Source organism: Thermodesulfovibrio hydrogeniphilus (assembly GCF_054657355.1).
The window spans coordinates 888142-913766 of the sequence record NZ_BAAHYW010000001.1 but is presented as its reverse complement, the minus strand read 5'-3'; the positions used below and the strand labels follow the sequence as shown (position 1 = coordinate 913766).

Annotated in this window: 21 protein-coding genes and 1 tRNA gene; 11 read left to right on the top strand and 11 right to left on the bottom strand. The window is 35.0% G+C overall.

What is annotated here, in order from left to right:
- Positions 1-277 precede the first annotated feature (277 nt).
- The 10 genes from ACYQ3P_RS04605 (at position 278) to ACYQ3P_RS04560 (ending at position 11611) form a co-directional block, all read left to right on the top strand.
- The gene (locus ACYQ3P_RS04605) at positions 278-1564 is read left to right on the top strand and encodes a TolC family protein (RefSeq protein ID WP_460176766.1); all 1287 of its coding nucleotides are present in this window, start codon (positions 278-280) and stop codon (positions 1562-1564) included.
- Positions 1561-2652 (top strand): HlyD family secretion protein, encoded by a 1092-nt coding sequence (locus tag ACYQ3P_RS04600; protein ID WP_460176765.1) that lies wholly within the window; start codon positions 1561-1563, stop codon positions 2650-2652. The genes ACYQ3P_RS04605 and ACYQ3P_RS04600 overlap by 4 nt, the downstream gene beginning before the upstream one ends.
- Complete coding sequence (locus ACYQ3P_RS04595) at positions 2642-3928, top strand: TolC family protein (protein WP_460176764.1); 1287 nt, start codon at positions 2642-2644, stop codon at positions 3926-3928. Before ACYQ3P_RS04600 ends, ACYQ3P_RS04595 begins: the two co-directional genes overlap by 11 nt.
- A 477-nt stretch (positions 3929-4405) precedes the next feature.
- Entirely contained in the window at positions 4406-5566 is a 1161-nt protein-coding gene (locus ACYQ3P_RS04590; RefSeq protein ID WP_460176763.1) for an efflux RND transporter periplasmic adaptor subunit, read from the top strand.
- A complete protein-coding gene (locus ACYQ3P_RS04585) occupies positions 5566-6261 on the top strand; it encodes an ABC transporter ATP-binding protein (RefSeq protein WP_460176762.1) in 696 nt (231 codons plus the stop codon). The genes ACYQ3P_RS04590 and ACYQ3P_RS04585 overlap by 1 nt, the downstream gene beginning before the upstream one ends.
- Positions 6258-7487 (top strand): ABC transporter permease, encoded by a 1230-nt coding sequence (locus ACYQ3P_RS04580; RefSeq protein ID WP_460176761.1) that lies wholly within the window; start codon positions 6258-6260, stop codon positions 7485-7487. Before ACYQ3P_RS04585 ends, ACYQ3P_RS04580 begins: the two co-directional genes overlap by 4 nt.
- A 24-nt stretch (positions 7488-7511) precedes the next feature.
- A tRNA-Ser gene (locus tag ACYQ3P_RS04575) sits at positions 7512-7599 on the top strand.
- A gap of 477 nt (positions 7600-8076) precedes the next feature.
- On the top strand, positions 8077-8727 hold the full coding sequence (locus ACYQ3P_RS04570) for an ABC transporter substrate binding protein (RefSeq protein WP_460176760.1): 651 nt from the start codon (positions 8077-8079) through the stop codon (positions 8725-8727).
- A 47-nt stretch (positions 8728-8774) separates the two neighbouring features.
- Positions 8775-9098 carry an ABC transporter substrate binding protein gene (locus ACYQ3P_RS04565; RefSeq protein WP_460176759.1) on the top strand — a complete coding sequence of 108 codons (324 nt, stop codon included), beginning with the start codon at positions 8775-8777 and terminating at the stop codon, positions 9096-9098.
- Positions 9095-11611, top strand: coding sequence for an ATP-binding protein (locus ACYQ3P_RS04560; protein WP_460176758.1), 2517 nt, complete (start codon positions 9095-9097; stop codon positions 11609-11611). Before ACYQ3P_RS04565 ends, ACYQ3P_RS04560 begins: the two co-directional genes overlap by 4 nt.
- Here the strand turns inward: ACYQ3P_RS04560 and ACYQ3P_RS04555 are convergent.
- The 10 genes from ACYQ3P_RS04555 to ACYQ3P_RS04510 form a co-directional block, all read right to left on the bottom strand.
- Positions 11608-11988 (bottom strand): response regulator, encoded by a 381-nt coding sequence (locus ACYQ3P_RS04555; RefSeq protein ID WP_460176757.1) that lies wholly within the window; start codon positions 11986-11988, stop codon positions 11608-11610. The genes ACYQ3P_RS04560 and ACYQ3P_RS04555 overlap by 4 nt on opposite strands.
- 1 nt (position 11989) lies before the next feature.
- Entirely contained in the window at positions 11990-13264 is a 1275-nt protein-coding gene (locus tag ACYQ3P_RS04550) for a phenylacetate--CoA ligase (RefSeq protein ID WP_460176756.1), read from the bottom strand.
- Positions 13251-13730, bottom strand: a complete 480-nt coding sequence (locus ACYQ3P_RS04545) for a 2-oxoacid:acceptor oxidoreductase family protein (RefSeq protein WP_460176755.1) — start codon at positions 13728-13730, stop codon at positions 13251-13253. The genes ACYQ3P_RS04550 and ACYQ3P_RS04545 overlap by 14 nt, the downstream gene beginning before the upstream one ends.
- A gap of 261 nt (positions 13731-13991) precedes the next feature.
- Entirely contained in the window at positions 13992-15785 is a 1794-nt protein-coding gene (locus ACYQ3P_RS04540) for a thiamine pyrophosphate-dependent enzyme (RefSeq protein ID WP_460176754.1), read from the bottom strand.
- Between the two features lie 5 nt (positions 15786-15790).
- Positions 15791-16888 carry a hypothetical protein gene (locus ACYQ3P_RS04535; protein ID WP_460176753.1) on the bottom strand — a complete coding sequence of 366 codons (1098 nt, stop codon included), beginning with the start codon at positions 16886-16888 and terminating at the stop codon, positions 15791-15793.
- The gene (locus ACYQ3P_RS04530; RefSeq protein ID WP_460176752.1) at positions 16885-17199 is read right to left on the bottom strand and encodes a transposase family protein; all 315 of its coding nucleotides are present in this window, start codon (positions 17197-17199) and stop codon (positions 16885-16887) included. The genes ACYQ3P_RS04535 and ACYQ3P_RS04530 overlap by 4 nt, the downstream gene beginning before the upstream one ends.
- Before the next feature lie 6 nt (positions 17200-17205).
- A complete protein-coding gene (locus ACYQ3P_RS04525) occupies positions 17206-17670 on the bottom strand; it encodes an IS200/IS605 family accessory protein TnpB-related protein (protein WP_460176751.1) in 465 nt (154 codons plus the stop codon).
- Between the two features lie 169 nt (positions 17671-17839).
- On the bottom strand, positions 17840-18679 hold the full coding sequence (locus ACYQ3P_RS04520) for a DNA-methyltransferase (RefSeq protein ID WP_460176750.1): 840 nt from the start codon (positions 18677-18679) through the stop codon (positions 17840-17842).
- A 38-nt stretch (positions 18680-18717) separates the two neighbouring features.
- Positions 18718-19506, bottom strand: a complete 789-nt coding sequence (gene trpC / locus ACYQ3P_RS04515) for an indole-3-glycerol phosphate synthase TrpC (protein ID WP_460176749.1) — start codon at positions 19504-19506, stop codon at positions 18718-18720.
- Between the two features lie 556 nt (positions 19507-20062).
- Positions 20063-21646: an L-lactate permease gene (locus tag ACYQ3P_RS04510; protein WP_460176748.1), complete on the bottom strand. Its 1584-nt coding sequence runs from the start codon at positions 21644-21646 to the stop codon at positions 20063-20065.
- Positions 21647-22153: 507 nt separating this feature from the next.
- Here ACYQ3P_RS04510 and ACYQ3P_RS04505 point away from each other — a divergent pair.
- Positions 22154-22693 (top strand): coiled-coil domain-containing protein, encoded by a 540-nt coding sequence (locus tag ACYQ3P_RS04505; RefSeq protein ID WP_460176747.1) that lies wholly within the window; start codon positions 22154-22156, stop codon positions 22691-22693.
- Here ACYQ3P_RS04505 and uvrA read toward each other — a convergent pair.
- A complete protein-coding gene (uvrA, locus tag ACYQ3P_RS04500; RefSeq protein WP_460176746.1) occupies positions 22690-25524 on the bottom strand; it encodes an excinuclease ABC subunit UvrA in 2835 nt (944 codons plus the stop codon). The genes ACYQ3P_RS04505 and uvrA overlap by 4 nt on opposite strands.
- Positions 25525-25625 lie beyond the last annotated feature (101 nt).

Sequence of the window (25625 nt, the reverse complement as noted above, 5' to 3'; positions counted from 1 at the left end):
GCTTCTCCTCACCTTCGTTGAGGCTCGCAATGACGGAAAAGCTGTTAAGGCTCGCAATAGCGGAAAAGATGTTGAGGCTCGCAATGATGAGAAAAAGGGCGTTGAGTCTCGTAATGACGATCTAACAAAGGTATTATAGAAAGTCGTCCAATTTAGGATTGAATTATAAATTGATGGGTTGGGAATCAATAAAAATAATCAACGGGGTGTAAATATGAGAAAAATCCAAAAAGCTAAATTAATAACCATTAAAATTCTCCTTTTATCGCTCTGCTTTATGTTATTTTTTGTAATCAATGTCTTTGCCCAACAGTCATTGACTATAAACGATGTATTCTCCCTTGCTCTTAAAAAGGCTGAAAAGGTAAGAATTGCGGAGGAAAACTTGACAATTTCAAAGGAAGGCACATATAAAGCCCTTGCTGGGCTTCTACCAACCATTACTGCCTTTGGAAAATATACTGATTACAACAAAGAAAAGGTAGTAAACAATGCAATTGTTCAACCCGATAAAAGCACAGCATGGGGAATTACTGCAGAAGAGAGACTTTCGCTGGGTGGTAAAGAGTTTATTAATTACTCCATGTCAAAGGATGCTTTTACAAAAACGCAATTTGATGTTAATTCTTTCAAGGAGCAGTATCTGTTAAGAGTAGCGCAGGATATATACAATTATCTAAAGGCAAAAAGGTCTGTGGAGATAGCAGAGGCAAATTTAGAAAGACTGAAAAAACACAGGGATGCGGCAAAGATAAGATTAAAAGTTGGCGAAGTTACAAAAACAGATTTACTGAGAGCAGAGGCTGAATTAAGTGGTGCAGAGGCTGAGCTTATTTCTGCAAAAAATACCCTTAAAATTGCCAAAACAGTGCTTGCAAAGGATGCGGGAATTGAGGGAGATTATGAATTAATAGAATCTAAGCTCAATGATCCTTTTTTAAATCTTATGCTTGAGCAAATAAAGGCTACAGCAAAAGATAATCGCCCTGAAATAAAGGCTGCTGAACTGGCAAAGGAAATAGCCAGAAAAAATGTATCCTATGCAATGGGTTCTTTTTTACCCTACATATCTCTTTCTGCAAATTACCAAAAACTTAATCAAACACCTTCCAATCAGATGACTAATAAGGAATATTCATCATTTATTGCAGCTTTAAACTTCCCAATTTTTGAAGGTGGACTGAGAAGAGCAGAAGTCTCTGAAGCAAAGGCAAAATTAAGACAGGCTGAGCTTCAGTATGAAGACACCCTTAAGGAAGTTTTTATTGATGTTGAATCTGCATATCATAATTACATTACTTTCAGAGATACAATAAAGTCCCTTGAAGACGAAGTAGCATATGCAAAGGATAACTTCAACTCTGTATCAAAACAATATCAATACGGGCTTGCAAACAGTATTGACGTAACAGATGCGAATACTTTTTTAGTTACCGCTGAAAGAAAACTTATGGAAGCTCAGTATAATTATCAGATAGCTATATTAAGGCTTAGACAGGCAACAGGAACACTTCTCAAATCCTTCATTAACAATGAAATTGTTGCAGGAGTGAGCAGCAAATGAACGCAGCAATTGAGAAGATTAAAAACTCAAAGAAAATAAAAATCGCAATTTTAAGTATCTCAGGAATCATCGCTCTAATTTTCATGGCAATAGAGCTTTACGAATACATTGTTTACGAAAGGACTGATGATGCCTATGTTGAAGGAACAATTGTCCCAATTGCACCTCAAATTTCAGGAAAAGTTGTTAAAGTCTATGTTGACTACAATCAAAGGGTAAAAAAAGGAGATCCTCTCTTTGAGATAGAGCCAGATGATTATCTTGCTGAGCTTAACACAAAAAAAGCATCTGTAAACACCTTACAAAATCAATCAGCTGAGATAGCCTCATCATTGAATGAAGCAATGGCAAGGCTTAACACAGCAGAGGCAAATCTTCAGTCTGCAAGGGCAAACAGAATGCTTGCTGAAAGGGAATATGAAAGGGTAAAAAAGCTTTACGAGGAAGACCTTGTTTCAAAAAGCAGATTTGATAATGTAGAAGCTTCTTTAAAAGTAGCTATTGCGCAAGAGAAAGCAGCTGAATCTTTAATAAAGGAAATTAGCACAGCAATTAATACCCTTAAAATAAAGCTTAAAACACAGGAATATCAGATTAAAAAAGCACGGGAAGAACTCAGAATTGCTGAGATTAATTTTAAAAGAACCACTATTTTCGCTCCAATTGATGGAAGAATTGCAAAAAAATCAGTAGAAATAGGACAATTTGTAAGAGCTGGACAACTTGTAATGGCTGTAGTTGACGAGCATGACACATGGATTGTTGCAAACTTTAAAGAAACCCAGTTGAAAAAAATGAGAGTAGGGCAGCCTGTTAAAATAAAAGTAGATGCTTATGGAAAAGTTTTTAAAGGACATGTTGAAAGCTTTCAGCCTGGCACTGGTGCTGTATTCAGCCTTTTTCCGCCTGAAAACGCTACTGGCAATTTTGTGAAAGTGGTTCAGAGAATTCCTGTAAGAATCATAATAGACTCTTCCTTTGACCCAAATTATCCTCTATGGCCCGGGATGTCTGTGGTTGCATCTGTGGATGTAACTGTTAACACAGGTCCAAAGCTTAAGGATGTTGAGAGGAGAAATGAGAAATAATCAACTTTTACTCATAAAAGCTTTGGTAATATCACTTTTTATATTAATTACCTACTACGAATCACCAGCCACCAGCCACGAACCACCAGACACTGTTTACTCCCTGCAGGATTGTATAAATATAGCCTTAAAGAAAAATCCTGACCTGCTCGCATCAAAGGAGCAGGTGAGCAAAAGCTATTTTAAAATAGGTGAGGCTCGCTCTGGATACTTCCCTGAGATTGATTTATCTCTGGGCTATCAAAGGAGCTATCAGGAAGCAAACATTTTGAATAAGTATTCAACAAACTATTCTGGGCAGATAACTTTCAATCAAACGCTCTTTGATTTTGGTAAAACAGGCACAAAAGTTGATATTCAGAAGGAAAGTTATAAGGCATCACAACAGCAGGATAGAGAAGCAACATTGCAAACAATATACAATGTAAAGGAAGCATATTTTAATCTTCTTAAGGCAAAAAAACAGAAAGAGACAGCTGAGGAAGTTTTAAAACAGGCTCAGAAACATCTTGACCTTGCTAAAGGTTTTTATGAGGTAGGGCTTAAGCCAAAGATAGAAGTAACAAAGGCTGAGGTAGAGCTAAGTAATGCGAAGTTAAATTTAATCACAGCTGAAAAAAGTGTTAGACAGGCTCTTTTAAATTTGAAGGTTGCAATGGGGATTGTGAGTCTTCCAGATTTTGATATTAAGGACGAAGACTACGCTGTAAGAAAGCTTGATGAAAATGAATCAGTAAGCATAGCCATTGAGAAAAATCCTCAGCTTCAGGCTATAAGATTTAATAGGCAGGCATCTATGTATTCTGAAGAGCTTGTAAAAAAGGAATATCTTCCAACACTTTCATTAAATGGAAAATATGGATACAGTGGTTCAGACTTTCCGCTTGATAAGGGATGGACTATGTTATTGCAGTTTAATCTACCGCTTTTTAGCGGATGGTCAACTACATATAAGTTAAAACAGGCTAAGGCAGATGTAGCATATTATGAACAGAAAGAAGAGTCCCTGAAGCAACAGATCATTTCACAGGTAAAAAATCTCTTCGTTCAGCTAAAAGAGGCTTCACAAAAGATAGAAACCTTAAAAATAGCTTTAAAGCAGGCTAAAGAAAACCTTGACCTTGCAATGGGCAGATATGAGGTTGGAGTTGGTAGCTCCATAGAAGTTGTAGATGCAATAGTTCTTTATGAGCAAACTAAAACTCAATACTGGCAGGCAGTTTATGATTACAATGTAACTTATGCAGCTATAGAAAAGATAGTGGCTATTGATTAATGGATGGTGAATAGTGAATTTTGGATTTTGGATATTTGATGTTGGATTTTGGATTGTGGATGGTATTTTGTCTGTCATGATAAAGTATTTTCTATCATTGCGAACATTTTTCCTTATAATTGCGATGAATTTCCTTATTTTTGGCGTTGCGAGAAACGAGCCTCCTTCTCCTGTCATCGCTATTTCCCTTTTTACTGTCCTTGCGAGCTCTCTTTCCATCATTGCAAGAACTTACTTTTCTGTCATTGCAAGAACTTACTTCTCTGTCATTGCGAGGACTCTCTTTTCTGTCATTGCGAGCATTCGAAGGATGCGAAGCAATCTCATAAATTTTCTTTGCATACTAAGAAGAGATTGCTTCTGGACTTCATCCCTTGCAATGATTGACAGAGGAGCGAAAATGCATCGGAACAACTAAAATTGCATCCTTTCAAGATGACATATGCAAAATAGATTAATAAAAAAGAGGATGGAGAGATGAAGAAAAAGAAAAAAATATTAATCATTATAGCCATTTTTGTGATTATTGCAGCGCTAACCGCAATTTTTGTGCTTTCTGGTTCAAAGAAACAGCAATTTAAAACTGTTAAAGTTCAAAAAGGAGAAATAACTCAGATAGTTACAGCAACAGGTACAGTCAATCCTGTTACAACAATCATAATAGGAACTCGTGTTTCAGGAACAATTGTTGCCCTTTATGCAGACTATAACTCTCAGGTTAAAAAAGGACAGCTCATTGCTCAAATAGACCCAACTCCCTTTGAGAATGAGTTAAAACAAGCAGAAGCAGACGTTCTTAATACTAAGGCATCTCTTTTTAAGGCAGAAGTAACTCTTAAGGACGCAGAAAGAACATTAAAAAGAAAGCAGGAACTTTTTAAAAGAGATTTAATTGCAAGAAGCGAGCTTGATGATGCTGAAACTGCCTATAACAGTGCAAAAGCGCAGTATGAAATAGCTCTGGCACAGGTAAAAAAAGCAGAGGCAGGATTGAGACAGGCAAAAACTAATTTGGGATACACAAGAATTGTTTCACCAGTTAATGGAGTTGTAATTGCCAAAAATGTTGAAGTAGGGCAGACTGTTGCTGCAAGCTTTCAGACTCCTACTCTTTTTACTGTTGCTCCAGACCTTACAAAAATGCAGGTTGACACAAATGTTGATGAGGCAGATATTTCCAAAATAAAAACAGGGATGGATGCTACTTTTACCGTAGATGCCTATCCTGACAGAAAGTTTAAAGGAACAGTTTCTCAAATAAGGCTTTCACCAACAGTAACTCAGAATGTTGTAACCTACAATGTTGTAATATCTGTTGATAACTCCCATCTTTTGCTTAAACCAGGCATGACAGCCAATGTAACATTTGTGGTGGAAAGTAAAAAAGATATTATAAAAATTCCGAATGCCGCACTTAGGTTTAGAATGCCAAATGCACCTGTTTCAAAACAACAGGGAGTTTGGGTTTTAAGAGAGAGGAAACCTGTAAGAGTGAATGTGAAAACAGGTATCAGTGATGGTGAATGGATAGAAGTGATTGAGGGTCAATTAAAAGAAGGCGAAGAAGTGATTGTTGATACAGGGAAATCCCAAAAAGGTAGTTCCCAAAATACACCCAGACCTCCAGTAAGATTCTAATGGCAATTATAAAATTAGAGAATGTCGTCAAGATTTATAAATTTGGAGAACACGAGCTAAAGGTGCTGGACAATATCTCCATATCTATTGAAAAGGGTGAATTTGTCTGCATCATGGGACCATCTGGTTCAGGTAAGTCAACATTTATGAACATTGTTGGATGCCTTGATACACCTACATCTGGTAAGTATTTTCTTGATGGTATTGATGTTTCAACATTTGGAGCAGATGAGCTTGCTGAGATAAGAAATCAAAAAATCGGCTTTGTTTTTCAGCAATTCAATCTTCTTCCAAGAGCAACAGCTCTTGAGAATGTTGAACTTCCTCTTATTTATGCAGGAGTTCCAGCTAAAGAGAGAAAAGAGAAAGCAAAGGAAATTCTTTCAAGAGTTGGACTTGGAGAAAAGATCAATAATTATCCAAGACAGTTAAGCGGTGGTCAACAGCAGAGAGTTGCAATTGCCCGTGCCCTCGTTAATAATCCCTCAATTATTCTTGCAGATGAACCAACTGGAAATCTTGATTCAAAGGCAAGCATAGAAATAATGGAGATTTTTAAAAAACTCAACGAAGAGCAGGGACTTACAACTATTATAGTCACCCATGAGCCTGATATTGCATTATATGGAAAAAGACAGGTAAGATTTCTTGATGGAAGAATCATTTCTGATTCAAAAACTGGAGAGACAACATGATTTCAATCTCTTCTATAATCAACATTGCTGTAAGGTCTTTAATTGCCAATAAAATGAGGAGTTTTCTTGCAACACTTGGAATAATCATTGGTGTCGGAGCAGTTGTAACAATGGTAGCCATAGGCACAGGTGCAAGCAGTAAGATATCTGAGCAGATATCAAGCATCGGAAGCAATCTTGTATTGATACTTCCAGGAGCAACCACACAAGGCGGAATAAGGATGGGACATGGAACTCAGCAGACACTCACAATGGCAGATGCAGAGGCAATAGCAAAGGAATGCCCTGCAGTTGCAGCAGTTGCTCCTGTGATTTCTGGTACAGCACAGGTGGTATTTGGCAATCAGAACTGGTCAACCGCAGTTATGGGAACAACTCCAGATATGGTAATTGTTCGTGAATGGAGTATAGTATCAGGAAGATTCATAACAGAGCAGGATGTAAGAAGTGGTTCAAGGGTAGCAGTAATTGGACAAACAGTGGCAGAGAGACTTTTTGGTGACCTTGAGCCTATCGGAAAGCTAATAAGAATAAAGAAAATACCTTTTGAAGTAATTGGAGTTCTTGAAAAAAAAGGACAGACATTAACGGGACAGGATCAGGATGACATAATCTATGTTCCAATTTCAACAGCTCAGAGAACTCTATTTGGTCAGGTGCTTCCCGGAAGAGTAAGGCTGATTTATGCAAAGGCTGTTACACTGGAGTCTATTCCTCAGGCAACTGAACAGATTAAGTCTCTTCTGAGGCAGAGACATAGAATTGGACCTAATCAAGAAGATGACTTTACTGTAATGGATTTAACCCAGATGCTTAAGGCAGCGGAAGAGTCAACAAGAACCATGTCAATACTTTTAGGAGCAATTGCATCAGTTTCATTATTAGTTGGTGGAATAGGAATTATGAACATCATGCTTGTTTCTGTTACTGAACGAACAAGGGAGATAGGAATAAGAATGGCAGTTGGTGCAAAGCCAAAGGATATAAGAATGCAGTTTCTGATAGAATCCCTTTTTCTTACTACAATTGGTGGTATATTTGGACTTCTTTTAGGAGTTACAACATCGCTTATTGTTTCCTCTTTAATGCAATGGCCCGTTAGCATATCTTTATTTTCTGCAATCGTTGCCTTTGGATTTTCAGCATTCGTAGGAATATTTTTTGGTTTTTATCCAGCATACAAGGCTTCAATGCTAAATCCAATAGAAGCATTAAGATACGAATAAGATTTGTGATATAATATTTATGTTGGAGAGGTGGCCGAGTGGCTTAAGGCGGCGGTCTTGAAAACCGCTGTAGGGTAATACCCTACCGGGGGTTCAAATCCCTCCCTCTCCGTTTTCAATTTCATACTTCAAAAATTTTAAAAATTCCTTGACTTTTTATCGCTACTAATTTTTTCTATCGTCATCAATCTTTGCTTTTTAGTCAGTGCAAGCTTTTTTCTGTCATTGCGAAGGTTTTCCTTTTCTTTGTAATTGCGAACCCTATTCTTGTCATTGTGAGCCCTCTTTTTCCGTCATTGCGAGCGAAGCGAAGCAATCTCTTCTTTTTCTTTCACCAAAGAACAGGATTGCTTCGGCATCCTTACGGATGCCTCGCAATGACTGAGTAGAAGGGTCATTGCGAGTGGTAGCCATGCCTTCGGATAGCGACAGGCATTTTTACTTTCTGTAATTGCGATACATCTATCATATCGGCATTACGAGGGGATTTTTTATCTGTCATTGCGAGGGACGAAGTCCCGAAGCAATCTCGCCTTTTTTCTCAGTTAAATATTGCTCTTTTTGTCATATATTGTTTTAAAATACAAACATGTGGAAAAAGTTATTGATATTATTTACTTGCCTTTTACTTTTTGGCTGTTCTCAACAAAAGCCTACAATCTATATAATTGCAAGCTATGATGAGCAAGATGTGTGCGGAGCACCTCAAGTAGAAAGTGTAAAGGATGCATTAAAAGAATTAAAAGATTTTTCAATAAAAGAATTTTATCTTGATGCAAGAAGATTAAGCAAAGAGCAAATGCAAGAAAGATGTGACAGGGTTGCTCAAGAAATAAAGACAACAAAAAATTTAAAAGCAATCATAACAATAGATGATGCTGCAATGCAGTGTGCTGCAAAGCATTTTATGGGTAAAAAAGTGCCTGTAGTGTTCTCAGGCATAAATATTACACCAGAAGAGTACAATAAAAAATATCAATTTTTAAAAGGAAGAACTCCAATCAAAAATTTCACAGGAGTTTATGAATACCTTTTTATAAAAAGGCAGTTTGCACTTCTTGAAATTTTAGTCAAAGATGTAAAAAATATAGCAGTTCTTTACTCAACAGATTTAGTAGGAGAGACACTTAAAAATCAGGTTTTGGATGAGATAAAGGCAACACCATATAATGAACACCATATAATGATAGAATTATTCTTTATCCAGTATCTGACATTAAAGAACTGGATAAGGCAATAAAAGAAATTGCAAAAAGAAAAGACATAACAACTTATTTTCCCTTAGTCATGTCAATACAGGGAAAAGATAAAAGGCTAACGCTTCAGGATGTTGCTCCTGATTTGCAAAAAAATATTAAGAAAATTGATTTAGCAATTAATGAGGCATTTGTAAATCTTGGATTTTTTGGAGGAGTATCAGTTGATTTTTATCAGATGGGATACAGGACAGGTGAAATTGCAAAGGCTATCATAAAAGGGAAAAAGGTTTCTGATTTTAATGTTGAAGATGCTCAAAAATATGTAAAAATAATTAATTTAAAAAGAGCCAATGAAATCGGATTAAAAATAGATGACAAAATTATGAGCATTTTTGATGAAGTGGTAAAATGAGCTCAGAAGTTTTATTAAATGCCTCTGATTTGATAAGATGTACAATAATTCTTTTTTCATTTCTTTCATATTGGTACTTTTATCATTGGAAAGCAAAATTATACACAAATATAAACAAGAGAGCAATCTTATTTTTATTTATTGGACTAACTTTTTCACTTTTTATAAATATGGGATTTTTGTTTGAACACCTTTTGGGCAAAAATTTTTCACTATTTATTTCTTCTTTTCTTGTTTTGTTTGGCATTTTTATTTTTTATGCATCTATCAGAGCAACCAATAAAAAATTTTATTATCTTATGTTGATTCCTTTGATATCTTCCTTATGCATAGTCACGGAAGAAGATAAGTATTTGTTTTTTAACTTTATAGTTCTTACGGCATGGTATATACATTTCTATATAACAAAGCTTAAAGTAAGAAAACTTCAAGAAACATTTTCATTCATTGGTGGTTATAAACCTTTTTTAATATTTGGACTTCACTTTCTCTTTCTTGGGCTATGGCTTCTTTTAGATTTACCAATCTTTAATTTAATTGCGACAATTGTTGTATTTTTATCCATAATCATGAGAATTAACCAGTTTTATGAAGAACGATACAGCCAAGTTTTTAGTTATCTAATATTTTTTAGCCTATCAGTAGTATTTCTTTATGGTTTAGCTGAAAAGTCCGTTGAACATTTAAAAAACAACGAGATATTCAGAAAAAACTTAATCAATGAAAAATTTAGAGACCACTTCAGAGAGAGAATAGATTTCTATTCCAATGCTTTAAAATTTGTAAGCTCATCTGAAACTTTTAAGAATAGCTTAAAACAAGGGCATGAGGCTTTATGTAACTGGCTAACCTATGTAAATGAAACATTTGCCACTGACATTATCTTCTTTGTAAATTCTCAAGGCAAAATTACTGCAGTATCACATCTTTACAGAAATGTTATTTTAAATAGAGATGTCTCTTCAAGAAAGTATTTTAGGGAGGCAATGGAGGGAAAAACTTCAATATTGATTGCAAAAGGAATTTATATAAAAAAAGAAGACATAAGAGTGGCTCATCCTGTTTATGTAGATGGTAAAATAGCAGGAGTTTTGGTTTTTCAGTTTTCACCAAGCAAAAAATTGGTTAATTTCATTAAAACTGAAAATGTATTCATAATGCATAAATCAGGTGCAGTTCTAATAGGTCCTGAAAACATTAAAAATCATTTTATTTTCCCTCCTTCAAAAGAAGACTTAGATTTCATATATAAAGAAAAAATTTTTGCAGATGAGAAACTTTACCTATCAAACTTCAAAATAAAAGATGACATTTTTGAGGATGTGGATAAAAATAAGTGGCAATTAATAAAATCTGAAATAATACCTGATTGGTACATGGCAAGTTTCGTTAATCTTTCATTTTTTGATAGATATAGATCGTTCTTCTTTTTGGCTTTACTTCTTATTGGCTTTGTATCCCATAACATTGCAATCATGGAATTTGAAAGAATTAGAAAAATGTTTATTCAGAATACTGAAACACTTCTTTTAAGAAACCTTACACTTGATACAATAAGAAGAGGAGTTATTCATACTGATGCAAATGGAAAAATAATTTATATTAACAAGCCAGCACAAGAATTGCTTGAAATTGATGAGCAAGAAGTCATTGGGAAAGAACCTGAAGAAATTTTTAATGTCACTGAGCATCCTGAATATTCAATGTATAAACTTTTAAAAACCAACAAAAAAGAAATTCCTGTTCTTTACTCCTACAATGAAGTTATTTATAAAGGATTAAAACAAGGGCAAGTAATTACATTTAGGGATGCCTCAGAAGAAATAAAATATTTACAGATGCAACAAAAATTAAATAGGCTTGAAATGCTTGAAAAAATATCAGCTTCTGTAACACACGATTTTAACAATTCTTTGATGATTCTTACTGGAAATCTATCACTTCTTGAAAAACAAGAAACATCAGAGAGTAAGAAAAAATTAATAAGCAGAATGCTTGAAGCAACAAGGATGATGGCAATGACAATTGAGGATTTTAAAGCCATATCTCCAAGTTATTTGAGGAAAAAGGAGTTAATAAACATAAATAAATTAATTGAGAGGGTTGCAAATTTTGTCTTAAGTAATACCAAAATTAATTGGCAGTTAAAAGCTGATAAGTCTTACTATGTAGTTGGAGAGGAAGTTCAGCTCTTTAGAGTCTTTCAAAATTTAATAAACAATTCAAGGGAAGCTTTGAACAATGAAGGTGAAATAAAAGTTGAAATCTCCGAAGAAAAACTTAATGAGAAAAAATATGTTTTAGTCAAAGTTCAAGACAACGGACCCGGAATTCCTGAAGAATTTATAGAAAAAATTTTTGAACCTTATGTTTCACCAAAAGGTGAAGGAAGAGGTCTTGGGCTTACTATTGTAAAGTCCTTAGTTGATAAGCAAGATGGAAAAATAGAGGTTCAAAGCAAAGTAGGAGAGGGAACAACTTTCTTTGTTTATCTGCCTTACGAGGCTGACTAAACTGAAAATCCTATTTTTGCAAGCACATCCTTTAATTCATCAAAAGTATAGGGTTTATTTAAAACTCCTGAAAAACCATATTTTTCACAGTTAAGCACAGCAGGATCATCAGAATATCCACTTGATATTATTGCCTTGAATTCAGGATTTATCTTCTTCAGCTCCTGCATTATTTGAATCCCTGACATTTCAGGAAGTAAAAGGTCTAATACAACAAGCGAAAAGGGCTTGCCTTCATTTATGGCTTCTTTAAATTTCTCTATTGCCTCTTTTCCGCTTTCTGCACCAACTGCCTCAAAACCAAAAAATTCAATCATTGCCTGCAAAGTCTCCCTCACAGGCTCCATATCATCAACAATTAGGACTCTTTTTGACATTTTATTTTTTCCTCTTGTCTACAATTCTTACTGCCTTTCCGGGAACCCTTTGAATTGTTCCCTCAGGCACAACCTGTATTTTGCTACGGAAACCTAAAAAGTCATAAAGCTCAAGATCAAGATTTTCAAGCTCCTTTTGAGTAATTCCGTTATCAATCTTTTCAACAATTATAGTCATTTCATCTTTTCCTTTTACTGTCTCTATAACAAGCTGATAATATGGTGAAAGTCCTTTGTATTTAAGCAAAATTTGTTCAACCTGTGCAGGATAAAAGTTTACACCTTTAACCTTAAGCATATCATCAAGTCTTCCACGAAGCCTGCTCACTCTCATGTGAGTTCTTCCACAATCGCATTTTTCGTATGATACAACAGATGCAATATCTCTTGTTCTGTATCTTATAAGTGGCAATCCCTCACGAGTAAGGGTTGTAACAACCATTTCACCTTCTTCTCCAATTTTGGCAGGCTCTCCTGTTTCAGGATTTATAATTTCTACAATGTAGTGGTCTTCCCATACATGAATTCCTGCTCTTGCTTCACAGTCTATTCCAAGTCCTACTCCACCGGTTTCAGTTAAACCGATAATATCAAATGTTTTTACTCCCATTTCTTCTTCAATTCTTTTTCTGTATTCATCAGACCAAGTTTCTGCGCCAAGAATGGCTACTCTAAGTTTTGTTTCTCTAAAATCAAAACCACTCTCCTTTGCAACTTCAATAAGTCTTGCAGGATAGGAGGCAATTGCACCAAAGGCTGTAACTTCCAAATCTTTTATAAGCTTAAGTTGCATAAGAGACCTTCCAGCTCCAGCAGGAACTATAAAACATCCAAGACGCTCAGCTCCATAATGGAAACCAAATCCGCCATTGAAAAGTCCAAATGATGGCATAATCTGAATCTTGTCTTTTTCTGTCAATCCTGCTGAAACAAAACATCTTGCCATTATTTCTCCCCATTGGGCAATGTCATTACGGGTCATAGCGTTTATAACAGGAGTTCCTGTTGTTCCAGAACTCATATGCATTCTTGCACATTGAGAAGGTTCAACTGCTATATGTTCAAAAGGATAACAATCTCTAAGTTCATCTTTTGTTGTAAGAGGAAGTTTTTTTAGGTCATCCAAGCTTTTAATGTCTTCTAGTTCAATATCTTTGTATTTTTCCTTAAGTCTTGAGCGTGAATTTTTGAGATATTTTAAAGTTTTTCTTAAGCCTTCAAGCTGAATTTTTTCAATTTCTTCTCTTGGAAGAGTTTCCTTTTCAGGATTGAACATATTCACACCCCTTTATAAAAGATTTTTTATTTTCCTCATCAAAAATTTGCAAAAAATCTTCACATTCAAAAAAACCTGTCTTTTTAACAAAAACACCAAGTAAGAATGTATTTACATATCTCATTGGAATGTTTTTCATAGCATAATCAATTGTAGCCTCATCAAAGGAAAATATTTTTTCTCCAAAAGTCTTTGCATAATCTCTTAAATCCTCATTTAGTAAAATTACTAAATCTGCACTTCCTCTTTTTACAACTCCACTCATTCCTTCTCCTATTTTCATCTGCACCTCAACCGCACCACCTTTTTTAGCCATTCCCTTTATCTCAGTTGCCTTAACGTTTAGCCCTTTTTTAATTGCAGCCTGAGCAATTGCACGAGAAAAAAATATAACTCCCTGTCCACCTTTTCCTAAAATAACTAATTTCATCTTTGGGGTCAGGTCTTGAATTTTGGCTTCAGTCATTAATTCCTCTTCTCTTTAATAATTTTTACCTAAATTGTGCAATTCTCATATGTGATTGCGAGTGGTCGCCACGCCTTCGGCTTACCACAGTCCCCCATTCCCGTCATTGCGACTCAGAGTCAAGCGAGGAGGAAGCAATCTCCGAAATTGCCAACCTCATCTTCCATGAGGCTCGCAATGACATATTAACAAAGCGCTTATCAAAAATCGCTTAATTTAAATTTTAATATTTTACCAAACAAGAAAGCATTTGTTATAGTTTCACTTACAAATTATAGCCTTTGTAGGACAAACATATGCGCAACATCCACATCCTATGCAAAGGGTTCTATCAATTTCAGCCTTATTCTCATTTTCATTAAAAATTAATGCTGAACATTCAAATTCATTAATGCAAATTTTACATCCCTTACATAGCTCTTTTAAAAGCTTAACATTGTATTTTGGATTCTGATTCAGCCCTTCCTTTGTATTAATGCATGGATGCCTAAAAATTATTATTGCAGGGTGAGATTTTTCTTTAATAAATTTTTTTGCTTTCTTCAATGTTTTTATAGATTTTTCAAAATCGTATGGATCAACTATTTCAATAAAATTCACTCCAATGCCTCGCACTACATTTTCAATTAAAATTGGAGTTACTGGCTCACCAAAGGAGCTTATGTTGTCAGAAAGAGTTTTTTGATTTCCCGTCATTGCAACAGTGTGATTGTCAACAATAACAGTTAAAAATGCAACATTGTAATGGACTGCATCAATAAGAGGTGGAATTCCTGTATGATAAAATGTTGAATCTCCAATTATTGAAACTATTTCCTGCTCCTTTACTGCAAGTTCAAATGCCTTTTTCATTCCAAATCCAAAAGAAATGCTTGCTCCCATGCATAAAACAGTATCAGTAACACCAAAATTAAGAGCAAGGGTGTAACAGCCTATGTCTCCTGCATATATTGTCTTTTTACCAAAAACTTTCTTTACTGCATAAAGGGCAATTCTGTGTCCACATCCGGGGCAAAGGGATGGTCTTTTAAGAGGCGGAATTGAAACTAACTTTCCTTTTTTAATAACTCCAATTTTATCAAGAATTTCTTCACATACTTCAGGAGTAAGCTCTCCTTGCTCAGGAACAATACCATTTCTTCTTCCCTCTGTGCAAAGCTGAAGCTCAATAACTGGCGCAGTTTCTTCAACAGTGATAACTCTTTTGTATTCGGAAAAATCAAATTTTTTTAAGGGATATGGCATATCAGCCTTTGCAAGAGTTAATTTGTCAAAAATGCCGTACTCTTCAATTAACTCATAAAGATAGGCAAATACTGCACCACTTGAAATAATTAAAATATCTCCTTTGCCAAAAAATTTCAAAGAATTTTTTTCTCTTATATCATTAATCTTTTCATTCAATTCTTCGTGCAAAAGAAATCTCTGACGAGGAGTTGCAGCATATCTTGGAAGTTTTTTATCCCAATCCTTTAAAGTCTTAAACTTAACATCTATTTCTTCACCCTCAACCCAAGAATTACCAACCTCTAAATCAGCCCTTCCATGAGAGACTCTTGTGACACTTCTAAGCATTACTGGAATTTTGTATTGTCTGCTTATCTGCACTGCTTTTTTTGCAAATTCGTAAGCCTCATTAACTGTGGATGGGTCTAAGACAGGAATTTTAGCAGCCATTGCAAAAAATCTGCTGTCCTGCTCTGTTTGAGAAGAATATGGACCAGGGTCATCAACGCTTACAACTACAAAAGCACCTTCATTTCCTACATATGCAGAATTCATAAAGGGATCCATCGCAACATTAAGCCCAACCTGCTTCATTGTAACTGCTGAATAAACTCCACAAAGGCTTGCAGAGTATGCCACTTCATAGGCAACTTTTTCATTGACTGCCCAGTCTATAAATGCTTTAATTCCTTTTTCTTTAACTAATTTTTGTGCTGAAGGAATTATTTCACTTGAAGGAGTACCAGGATATCCACTTATAAATCTTACTCCTGCCTCAATTAACCCATACGCAATTGCCTCATTCCCTGAAAGATATAACTTCTGCATAGAGCTCACCTTTGACCTTTATTTAAACTTTGTTCATTTATTTTAACCAAAAAAGAATTCTCTTCAGCCTCTTTTTCTAAAAGTGACAAAATATTTTTCTTATTTTGATTTAATTTTTGAAAGTCAAAAACAGGAGAAGTTAATTTTAATAGGGGTTTAGAAGTGTATCTTTTTTCACCAACTTTTAAATTTGTGAGGTTACAGTAAAGTATTATTTTCAAAAGACCATCTTTAATGTCATTAAGAGAAGGTAAAGGTTTCTTTGAAGAATGTTTTGCCTCAATTAAATACAAAATTTTGTTTTTCTCGTCAATTTCTACTTCATCACAAGTAAAATAGTAAAGCCCACCTAAGTAGTTTTTAATAGTAATAGATGCTTTGTTACCACTAATATTTTCTTTTGGCTGAACTATGTTAATTTCTCTTTCCTGTGCTCTTTTTGCCAAATTTCGTGAAAAAGATTGATAATCTTCTATTATCTCTTTTATTCTTTTTTCTGCTTCTTCAAAAGAATGAAATTTGACACTAAGTTTTTCTGATAAATCCTTATAAGATGCTATTGCTTTTTCTGAAATTGTCTCTATTTTTTCAAGCTGTTTAAGATTCCAATGCAGAGCATCTGATTTAAATGAAAAAAACTCCTCAATTTCTTTCTTAATATAATCAACATCTAATGTTTGGGAAGTTATTTTGTTTTCATAGTTTTTATTTTTTATTGCCTTACTGTAATAGCCAATTATTACATAAACACCTAAAAGGCTCATTAAAGAAATCGTGTCCCATTGCAGAAAATCTCTATCTCCATCTGCTCCTTCATCTTTCATAAAAGGTATAATTGTTATTCTTACAGGATAACATAAGGTATCATATACTCTTGCATATGGATATGATCTTGTTCTTTTTGGTGAAACCCATTTGCTTACAGCAATTTTGCATTTTTCCTTTTCTATTAAAAAAACTCCATAAGATTTCAAAGCTTTTTCTAAATCTTCAAAATTGAATGAATTTAATTTTTTCTTGCAAAGAAAAGGTTTATAAGATATTCCTTTTATTTCAGTTACTAGGCATCTAAATAGCTGCTTTTCTGTTTTAAAAGTATTCAAGTTATTACCTCGCAGCTATTTAGACTATCCCTGCCTGCCAATGCAGGCTGACTACCCCCTATCCACATGGACTCAGGCTTACTTTTAAAAATGAAATCATAAAGTCTGAGTTTTAAAGGATTACAAAGTTTCACAAATAATTGCTTCAGTGTAAGTCTAAGTTTGTGGAGCTTTGCCCCAACCCTAAGTATGTTAAATGCACCATTTAAGTCTGCATTGAAAACTTTGCCCAACTCTCTGTCTTTATAAAGTCCTCTTTTCATTCTACTACCAGCGCATTCCAAACTTCCCTTTATGCCTTGTTTTTTCATCTCCTCTTACTTTTGCTGCAACTGAATGATATCATCTGAGATACAGGATGCCTTACTTGTATAAGGCTCTTGTATCTCCTTTGTCTGCATTCCAAGTTCCTCAAGCTTGTATTTAAGCATGTTTATAAGTCTTCTAAATGGAACAAAAACAAATTTCTGGTTGTTTCTTTTACCAAGCTCTATTCCATTTTTAGACTCTGTTGCACCTATCCCTATGTAAATCTTTTTATGCCCTGTCTGTGTATCCTGTAGCAGCTTAAGCTGTTTAGGAGATTTTCTTGAGCTTGTTTTGTCTGCCAGCAATGAATAAATCAGGCTTTCGTTGAGAAGATACTCCCCAAAGTGTTTTTTGTATTCTTTTTCAAAAATAATAAGCAGATTTTTGAAATGTTCTATATCTAATGCAAGTGCACGGCAGTGCTTTCTCCTTCTGTTAGTTATCCTTATCCTCAGTGCTCTTTTAACTTTCACCTAACGCCTCTTGTATGCATTTTTTAGTCTTCTACTGCTGATTCTTAATAATTCCATCACTTCTTTTGCTTTCAAAGTATTTATTATACACTTAAATATATTTATTGAATATAGTTATTGCCAATAAAGTATTAATTAAAAATTTGAAGTTATATCAAGGCTCATATTACTACTTCCTCGCAACAGACTTTTGTTCTTTAATCTTTTTTTGCAAATGGCTTCTTAAATTCAAGGCATCTTCCCTAATAATTATCTCAAAATTTTCTTCCTTAAATAGCCTTTCTTCTCCTATTCCTAATTTTTTCTTAATTACTTCAAGTAAGTCTAAATCTATTTCATATCCCACAGCTCTTCTTCCTAACTTAATTGCCATCTTCAAAGTAGTTCCTGAACCTGCAAATGGGTCAAGAACTGTTTCTCCTTTATAAGAATACAACTTAATCAAACGATAAGGAATCTCTTCAGGAAATGCAGCAATGCCCTTTTCCAAACTATTTTGATTTGGAAGAACATTAACAATTTCCCAAACAGATAAATACCACTTCTTTTTGTTAAATTCGTTAATGTCAATTTTAGAGTCTAAGTCAATTTTTTTTGGATATTTATAATATCCATTTTGAAAAATTAAAATTTCTTCGTAAATATTGTCAGGATAAAAATACATTGGGTATGGATGCTGAATTAAAACTCCGCTTCTTCTACTAATTCTTATATATCCTTCAGGTTTTTTCCAAATAATTTTGTCCCTATAAATAAAGCCTTCATTGCAAAAAATTCTCATTATATCTGAAGTAATTGGATATAACTTACCTTTGACTCTTACATCTTGAGTTACAGAGCAAGCAATCCTTCCAGGAGCAAGAACTCTACGGAGTTGTATAGCTAAAGATTTTATAAGAGATAAAAAGTCTTCATAATTTTTAAACAAATCTGGATAATCAAACGGTGCATTAAAATATGGAGGAGATGTAACAACTAAATGGACAGAAGAATCCGGTAATTCTTCCATAAAACGACAATCACCAAAAATTATTAAATTTTTTCCCTTTATATCCCCCACTTAAGCTCCTTAATTTTTTCTGATGGACTGTCACTTAAAACAATTGAAGTGCCAACTAAAACTGCATCAATGTCATATTGAAGCAATTTTTCAATATCGCCTCTGCTTGAAATTCCGCTTTCACTTACCACAATTTTTCCATCTGGTATAAGCTCTCTTAATCTAAATGTTGTGTTTAAATCAACTTGCAAGGTTTCAAGATTTCTATTGTTAATGCCAATTATATCAACATCCACCTTTAAAGCCTTTTTTAAATCCTCTTCATCATGAATCTCAAATAAAACATCCAAACCAAGAGACTTTGAAAGGCTGAAGAGTCTTTGACATTCTTCTTCAGTTAAAATTTTTGCAATTAAAAGAACAGCATCTGCACCTAAAATTTTAGATTCATAAATCTGATATTCATCAAAAATAAAATCTTTCCTAAGCACTGGCACATCAGGATGCCTTTTTTTTATTTTTACAAGAAAATCTGGGCTTCCAAGAAAGAAATCCTCTTCAGTAAGAACAGAAATAGCATCTGCACCTGAGGATACATAAATGTCTGCCATTTCACAAACATCAAATTCACGAAGAAGTCCCTTTGAAGGTGAGGCTTTTTTAATTTCAGCAATAATTTTTATTGGCTCATCTGAGGAGCGCTTTATTTTTTTAAAAAAATGAGAAGATTTTTTTAAAGATATGGCTTTCTCTGAAAGTTTCTCAAGTGGAATAGCTTTTTTCTGCTCCTCAACCCTTTTTCTTTTTTGTTCAACAATTCTATGAAGAATATTCATCCTCAAATTATATCATTATGTGCCTTTTATGAACAAATTTTCATCTTCTGAAAAATGCCAAAGGAAATATAAAAATTACTATAACCATTTGATAAGATAAATATTTTTGCTTTCATTGAAAGCACCTTGAGTTTTGCGAATCAATCTTGTCTGTCAATCTATGGAGAAAGACGAGATTGCATCGGTTACTAAGCCTGTTACGAGCCAAAGGCGTGGCGACTTCGGAGATTGCTTCGCTACGCTCGCAATGACGACAAGGGGAGCAAAAAGACGAGATTGCTTCCGGTGCTATCGCCCCCTCGCAATGATAGATAAAAAAATCCCTCGCAATGATGAAAAAGAGACCTCGCTATGACTGGGAAAGTAATGTCTTGCATTGAATTTATGGGGAATTTCCACTACGCTCGTAACAAAGTCTCCCAGCGAAACGTCTCTATCTATGTTTTTCGGCATTTCAGCATCAATGCGATTCAAATATTATATGCAGATTTCAAAGCATTATTTAATTATTTGCGAATATAGTCATAAAGTGCGATTTTATGTGAAAAATATTTCTTTACCAATATATAAGAACCATAGTCATTGCTCCTACAATTGCACACATTAGCAACACAGGAATGAGCACAGCCTTTATAAATTGTGCTTCTTCCCTTCCTCCAACTCCAATCACAGCAGCTGCGTTAGTAATCTTAGATGGAGTAATTGCCGATGCTATTCCACCACCTACTGCATGGGCTGCATAAATCCACATGAATGCTCCTGCTCCAGCTGTTGATAAAGTTGCTTCCCATTGGATTTTTGCAAAAAGAACATTAGAGGCTGTCTCACTTCCACCAACAAATGCTCCAAAAAGTCCTAAAAACGGAGAAATGAACGGATATGCAGGTCCGAATACATTTGCCAGTGTTATTCCAATAATTCTATCCATGTTATACTGGGCAAAATACTGGGATGGAACAAGTTTGCCATTTAAAATCTCCATTGCTGACCATGCCATTATAAAAGCAACCGCAAAAAACAGCGAATATGCAAAGAATGGTCCCCAAATCCTTTTTATCCAAAGAGAAGATGCATTTTTTAGCTGAGTTCCTGTTGGCTTTAGAATAAAAATTGAAAGAATGCATACAACCATTATCCAAAACCATACATTTCCAAGTATATTAAGGTCTTCCTTTTTATCAGCGATAATTCTTACCACTTCACTCTGTCCAAACAAATTTTCAAGCTTCATCTTTATTTCTGGTATATTAACAATCAAAGATATAATAATGAGTAAAATAAAAGGCTTACAGGAACGAAAGATTTCTCTGTCAAAGGAAGGTTTATTTAGTGATGTTCCATTATTTCTTTTATAAATCAGATAAACAGTAATCATCGTTAGCAATCCTGCGACAATTCCAATGATTTCTACAGGAAGAATTCTGAAACCTGCAATTGCAAGTGCAGAAAGTGAAAGAACAAGACCTGAGAGGATTGCTGGTTTCCAATGTTTCTTTACTGCCTCCTTTCCTCCAACTACCTTAAGCATCAGAAAGGCAAAAATTACAGAGATAACTGGCAGCAGAATCGTTACCTTGAATGTGTAATCCCAAATAAAATCATGCAGATTTTCAATTCCCGGAGGTTTAATTCCAAAAGACATTGCTACTTTTGCTGATAAAGTAAGGGGCAAGGTGAAAAGTGCAAATGAAGTGAGAGGGTCATAACACAGAATACTTACACCAATTGCTGCAACAGGAGAAAATCCAAGCATGAGAAAAATTGGTGGAAACATAGCAGGAGTAACCATTCCGAGGGCTGTGCTCAGAGAACCAAATCCCATTCCAATAAAGAGCGTTTGCTCCTCTTTTGTTTTTGCAATTCCCTTTACATATTCAATGATTCTTTTCAATGCTCCAGTTTCTCTCATAAGGAATATAAGAAACATGGTAAATATAACTGCCAATGTAATTCCAAAGGCTTTTACAAATCCCATAAGAGTAGCTCCCCATACAACATCCCAAGGAGTTTTAAAATAGTAGACTGCGAATAGCATCGATAATATCCAACTCACAAATGCGACAAAAGTTCCTGATCTATGAAATGCAAGCATTCCTAAAAAGACAACAAGAATTGGGAAAAGGGATAAAAAAAAGTCCATATCTTTACCTCCCGCATTTAGATTAATTGGATAGTATAAATTATTCTAAGCAATGAAAATCAAGTTATGTTGAATTTCCGGAAAATAGCGATAGAAATCCAATAATTGGTATAACCATTTGAAAATTAAATGTTTTTTGTCATTGCGAGCATCCAAAGGATGCGAAGCAATCTCTTTGAAGGGGAAAAGGCAAGATTGCTTCCTCCTCGCTTCGCTCGGAGTCGCAATGACGGAGAGGTGTTCAACACGCACCATCCACCATCCACGAATTACCATTCACCAGTCACCAATTAGAGACTGCTTCGCCCCAGATTGCCACGCTATCGCTTGCGACAGGGGCTCGCAGTGATGAGTGTCTATCTCTATTTTGGGGTCTAACACGAATAGTATTTAAAAATTGATTTTTTTAGGCTATAATAAAAAAAGAATTTGTGTTTGACATATTTTTTTATTTATTGCTTATTTTTATTATTATGATTTTACCTGTTAATTTTCAGGAGGTTGAGGATGGAAATTGAAAAAATCCTTGAAAAATTCAAGGAACTCATCATAAGTGAAGTAAAGGAAGAATTTAAGCTTTTCAAGGCAGAGGTAAGAGGCGAGCTTGCAGGATACAGGCTTGCGATAGAGTCATTAAACGCTCGTATGGGAAATGTTGAAGCTGAACTGAGAGAAATAAGAAATGAGCTAAAATATACAAATAAAAGGATTGACGATTTAAGAGTTGAGCTAAAGCAAGAAATTATGCTAAACACTCAGAGAATTGACGAGACAAACAAAAGAATTGATGAGACAAATAAAAGAATTGACGACACAAACAAAAGGATTGATGAGGCAAACAAGAAAATTGATGATTTAAGAGTTGAGCTAAAGCAAGAAATTATGCTCAATACTCAGAGAATTGACGAGACTAATAAAAGAATAGACGGATTACAGAATCAAATCTCGTTGGTAAGAGCTGAGTTAAACAAGGCTCTTGAGGATAAAGCAGTTCGTGATGACATATTAATAAGAATTCGCAATTTAGAAGAAAAAGTATTCGCTTAAAGCCTTTTTATTGATTTCTTCAAAAAATAGGCGGTGTGGGAGTTGGAGACATTCAAAAAATCATGAAGACTGCCTTCGTGCACAAGGTAGCCTCCTTCATCTCCTCCCTCAGGTCCGAGGTCTATTATCCAGTCTGCATTTGCTATGACATCAAGATTGTGTTCAATTATGATTACAGTGGCTGACCTGTCAAGCAATTTTCTTACAACAGAGAGAAACTTTTTCACATCCTCATGATGAAGCCCTACTGTTGGTTCATCCATAATGTAAACGAAACCTTTGAGAGATGACTTACTTCTTGATGCAAGGCTGTTAAGTATTTCAGAGCAGATTTTTAGTCTCTGAGCTTCTCCTCCTGAAAGGGTTGTTGCAGGCTGTCCAAGAAGAAGATATCCAAGTCCGAGTTCTCTGACCACTGCAATTTTTCCCTTTAACGATTCATCATCAAAAAATTCGTATGCCTCATCAAAGCTCATTGAAAGTACTTCGTATATGTTTTTTTCTTTGTATCTTACTTCCAGCACTTCTTTTTTGAATCTCTTTCCCTCACACTCATCACAAGGCAGAAACATATCTTCAAAAAAATACATCTCAATCTTTACAAATCCATCACCTTTGCAATTTGGACATTGTCCAAGAGAGCTGTTCAGTGAAAAATGTCCAGCAGTAAATCCCCTTAACTTTGAATCTCTTAGAGATGCAAATATTTCTCTTATTTTATCGTAGATGCCCAAATATGTTATTGGAATAGACTTTGGAGTTTTACCAATGGGTGACTGGTCTATGAGTTTGATTGTTCTAAGATGCTGAATTCCTGAAATAAAATCATACTCAAGAGGTTCTCCATTTCCAATTCCAAGCTCCTTTATCAATGCTTGATATAAAGTGTCAATTATAAGCGTGCTTTTACCAGAGCCTGAAACTCCAGTGACAACTGTGAGGGCATTTAATGGAATGTTGATTGTGATATTTTTCAAATTATGTCCTCTGGCACCACTCAGAGTGATAAAATTTTTGAATTTTACCTGTTCAGTCTTTGCTGTTTTTGAAAAATCTTTATCTGCAAAGAAGGACTTTTGTTTGAGAAAGTTCGCAGTTGGAGAGTCTGTTTTTATAAAGTCTTTTTTCGGACCGGAAAAAACAACTTTTCCTCCAAGTCTTCCACCACCCGGACCGAGCTCTACAATCCAATCTGCGCTTGAAATCACATCCTTGTCATGTTCAACAACCAAAACAGTGTTTCCATATTCTGTAAGTTCCCTTAAGATTTTGATAATTCTGTCTGTGTCTCTTGGATGTAGCCCAACTGTTGGCTCATCAAGAACATAAAGCGTAGATGTGAGCCTGTTAGCAAGTTGATTTGAGATGTTGAGCCTCTGGTATTCTCCTCCGGAAAGAGTCTTAATCTGCCTGTCAAGGGTTAGATAACTTAGCCCTACCCTTTCAAGGAATTCAAGCTTCATGAGAATTTGTTTTAATGGCTCTTCAGCAATCTTAGATTCTTCAGAACTGAGGCTTAGTGAATTTATCCATTCTTTGAGTTGTTTTACAGAAATAAAGTTTAAATCGCCAATATCCTTATTATCAATCTTGAACACTAAAGCAGACTCTTTGAGTCTCTTGCCTCTGCAGACAGGACACAGTTGAGGTTTCCTCATTTTTGACAGAAAAATTCTCACATGAACCTTATATTTCTTTCTTTCAAGCTCCTCAAAAAAATCATTAATTCCATAAAAATATTGATTTCCAGTAAAAATAAGCTTTTTATGCTCATCGGGCAATTTTTCATAGGGAATATCTACATTAATCCCTGAAAGCTTTGCTCCCTTTATTAACTGCTCTTTCCACCATCTGAGGGTTGGTCTTTCAAAGATTTCAATAGCACCATATCTAAGAGATAGGTTTGGCGATGGAATAATCAGTTTTTCATCGTATGTCAGAATATATCCAAAACCCTTGCATTCAGGACATGCACCTTGAGGATGATTAAAGGAAAAAAGCATTGGAGAGGCTTCAGAGGCAGTCATTCCACACTCTGGACACTGAGGCTCTGTAGGAAAATCAAGAATGATGAATGGTAAATGGTGAATAGTATGTATAGTCTCTTCAGAAGAGGATTTGAGGTCAATGTAGACTTTCACTTTTCCCATTTTAAATGCCGTTTCCAGCGAGTCCATAAGCCTTGACTTGTCAGAAACTCTTAGCCTGTCTGCAATTATGTAGTATTTAAGATTACTATCCACCAAATCAGCAAGCTCCCTTACAATTGGCTGTCCGTTTTCTATAAAGAAAGCCTTTGAAAATCCAAGTTGAATGAGCTTTTTGGGTGATTCATCGGTTTCAAACATTATAAATGCTCTTTTACCTTTGTATTCTTTGAAAATCTTATCACCTGCCTGTGTTGCATTCCATGCTCTTATCGCTTTGTTGCACTTTGGACAAAATGGCTTTGCTATTTTTGAAAATAAAATCCTTAGATAATCATAAATCTCTGTATGAGTGCCTACTGTAGCACGGGAGCCTTTTACTGGATTTCTTTGTTCAAGGGCAATTGTTGGTCTAAGATTGTCAATCAAGTCAACATCTGGTCTTGGAAGCTTTTCAATAAAAACCCTTGCATAGCTTGACATACACTCAATAAAACGCCACTGACCTTCTGCATATATTGTGTCAAAGGCAAGGGAAGACTTACCTGAACCTGAAATCCCAGTAATTACTGAAAGCTTATTATGCGGAATTTGTAAGTCAATATTTTTAAGATTATTCTGTCTTGCTCCCTTGATTATAAGATAATCTTCTGAGTTGTTTACTTCTTTTCTGTTAATGTCCATCCTTTATTGTAACCTTAAAGTGTAGACTTAAATCCAAAAATCGCAGTAAGTATTTGAAAATTAGCTGCTTTTCAGCAATTGCGAGCTGTTTAAAAAGCGAT

Excerpts from the sequence above, each read along its gene's own strand:
- ACYQ3P_RS04605 (WP_460176766.1), top strand. The coding sequence starts at position 278 with ATGTTATTTTTTGTAATCAATGTCTTTGCCCAACAGTCATTGACTATA.
- ACYQ3P_RS04600 (WP_460176765.1), top strand. The coding sequence starts at position 1,561 with ATGAACGCAGCAATTGAGAAGATTAAAAACTCAAAGAAAATAAAAATC.
- ACYQ3P_RS04595 (WP_460176764.1), top strand. The coding sequence starts at position 2,642 with ATGAGAAATAATCAACTTTTACTCATAAAAGCTTTGGTAATATCACTT.
- ACYQ3P_RS04590 (WP_460176763.1), top strand. The coding sequence starts at position 4,406 with ATGAAGAAAAAGAAAAAAATATTAATCATTATAGCCATTTTTGTGATT.
- ACYQ3P_RS04585 (WP_460176762.1), top strand. The coding sequence starts at position 5,566 with ATGGCAATTATAAAATTAGAGAATGTCGTCAAGATTTATAAATTTGGA.
- ACYQ3P_RS04580 (WP_460176761.1), top strand. The coding sequence starts at position 6,258 with ATGATTTCAATCTCTTCTATAATCAACATTGCTGTAAGGTCTTTAATT.
- ACYQ3P_RS04570 (WP_460176760.1), top strand. The coding sequence starts at position 8,077 with ATGTGGAAAAAGTTATTGATATTATTTACTTGCCTTTTACTTTTTGGC.
- ACYQ3P_RS04565 (WP_460176759.1), top strand. The coding sequence starts at position 8,775 with ATGTCAATACAGGGAAAAGATAAAAGGCTAACGCTTCAGGATGTTGCT.
- ACYQ3P_RS04560 (WP_460176758.1), top strand. The coding sequence starts at position 9,095 with ATGAGCTCAGAAGTTTTATTAAATGCCTCTGATTTGATAAGATGTACA.
- ACYQ3P_RS04555 (WP_460176757.1), bottom strand. The coding sequence starts at position 11,988 with ATGTCAAAAAGAGTCCTAATTGTTGATGATATGGAGCCTGTGAGGGAG.
- ACYQ3P_RS04550 (WP_460176756.1), bottom strand. The coding sequence starts at position 13,264 with ATGTTCAATCCTGAAAAGGAAACTCTTCCAAGAGAAGAAATTGAAAAA.
- ACYQ3P_RS04545 (WP_460176755.1), bottom strand. The coding sequence starts at position 13,730 with ATGACTGAAGCCAAAATTCAAGACCTGACCCCAAAGATGAAATTAGTT.
- ACYQ3P_RS04540 (WP_460176754.1), bottom strand. The coding sequence starts at position 15,785 with ATGCAGAAGTTATATCTTTCAGGGAATGAGGCAATTGCGTATGGGTTA.
- ACYQ3P_RS04530 (WP_460176752.1), bottom strand. The coding sequence starts at position 17,199 with ATGAAAAAACAAGGCATAAAGGGAAGTTTGGAATGCGCTGGTAGTAGA.
- ACYQ3P_RS04520 (WP_460176750.1), bottom strand. The coding sequence starts at position 18,679 with ATGGAAGAATTACCGGATTCTTCTGTCCATTTAGTTGTTACATCTCCT.
- trpC (WP_460176749.1), bottom strand. The coding sequence starts at position 19,506 with ATGAATATTCTTCATAGAATTGTTGAACAAAAAAGAAAAAGGGTTGAG.
- ACYQ3P_RS04510 (WP_460176748.1), bottom strand. The coding sequence starts at position 21,646 with ATGGACTTTTTTTTATCCCTTTTCCCAATTCTTGTTGTCTTTTTAGGA.
- ACYQ3P_RS04505 (WP_460176747.1), top strand. The coding sequence starts at position 22,154 with ATGGAAATTGAAAAAATCCTTGAAAAATTCAAGGAACTCATCATAAGT.
- uvrA (WP_460176746.1), bottom strand. The coding sequence starts at position 25,524 with ATGGACATTAACAGAAAAGAAGTAAACAACTCAGAAGATTATCTTATA.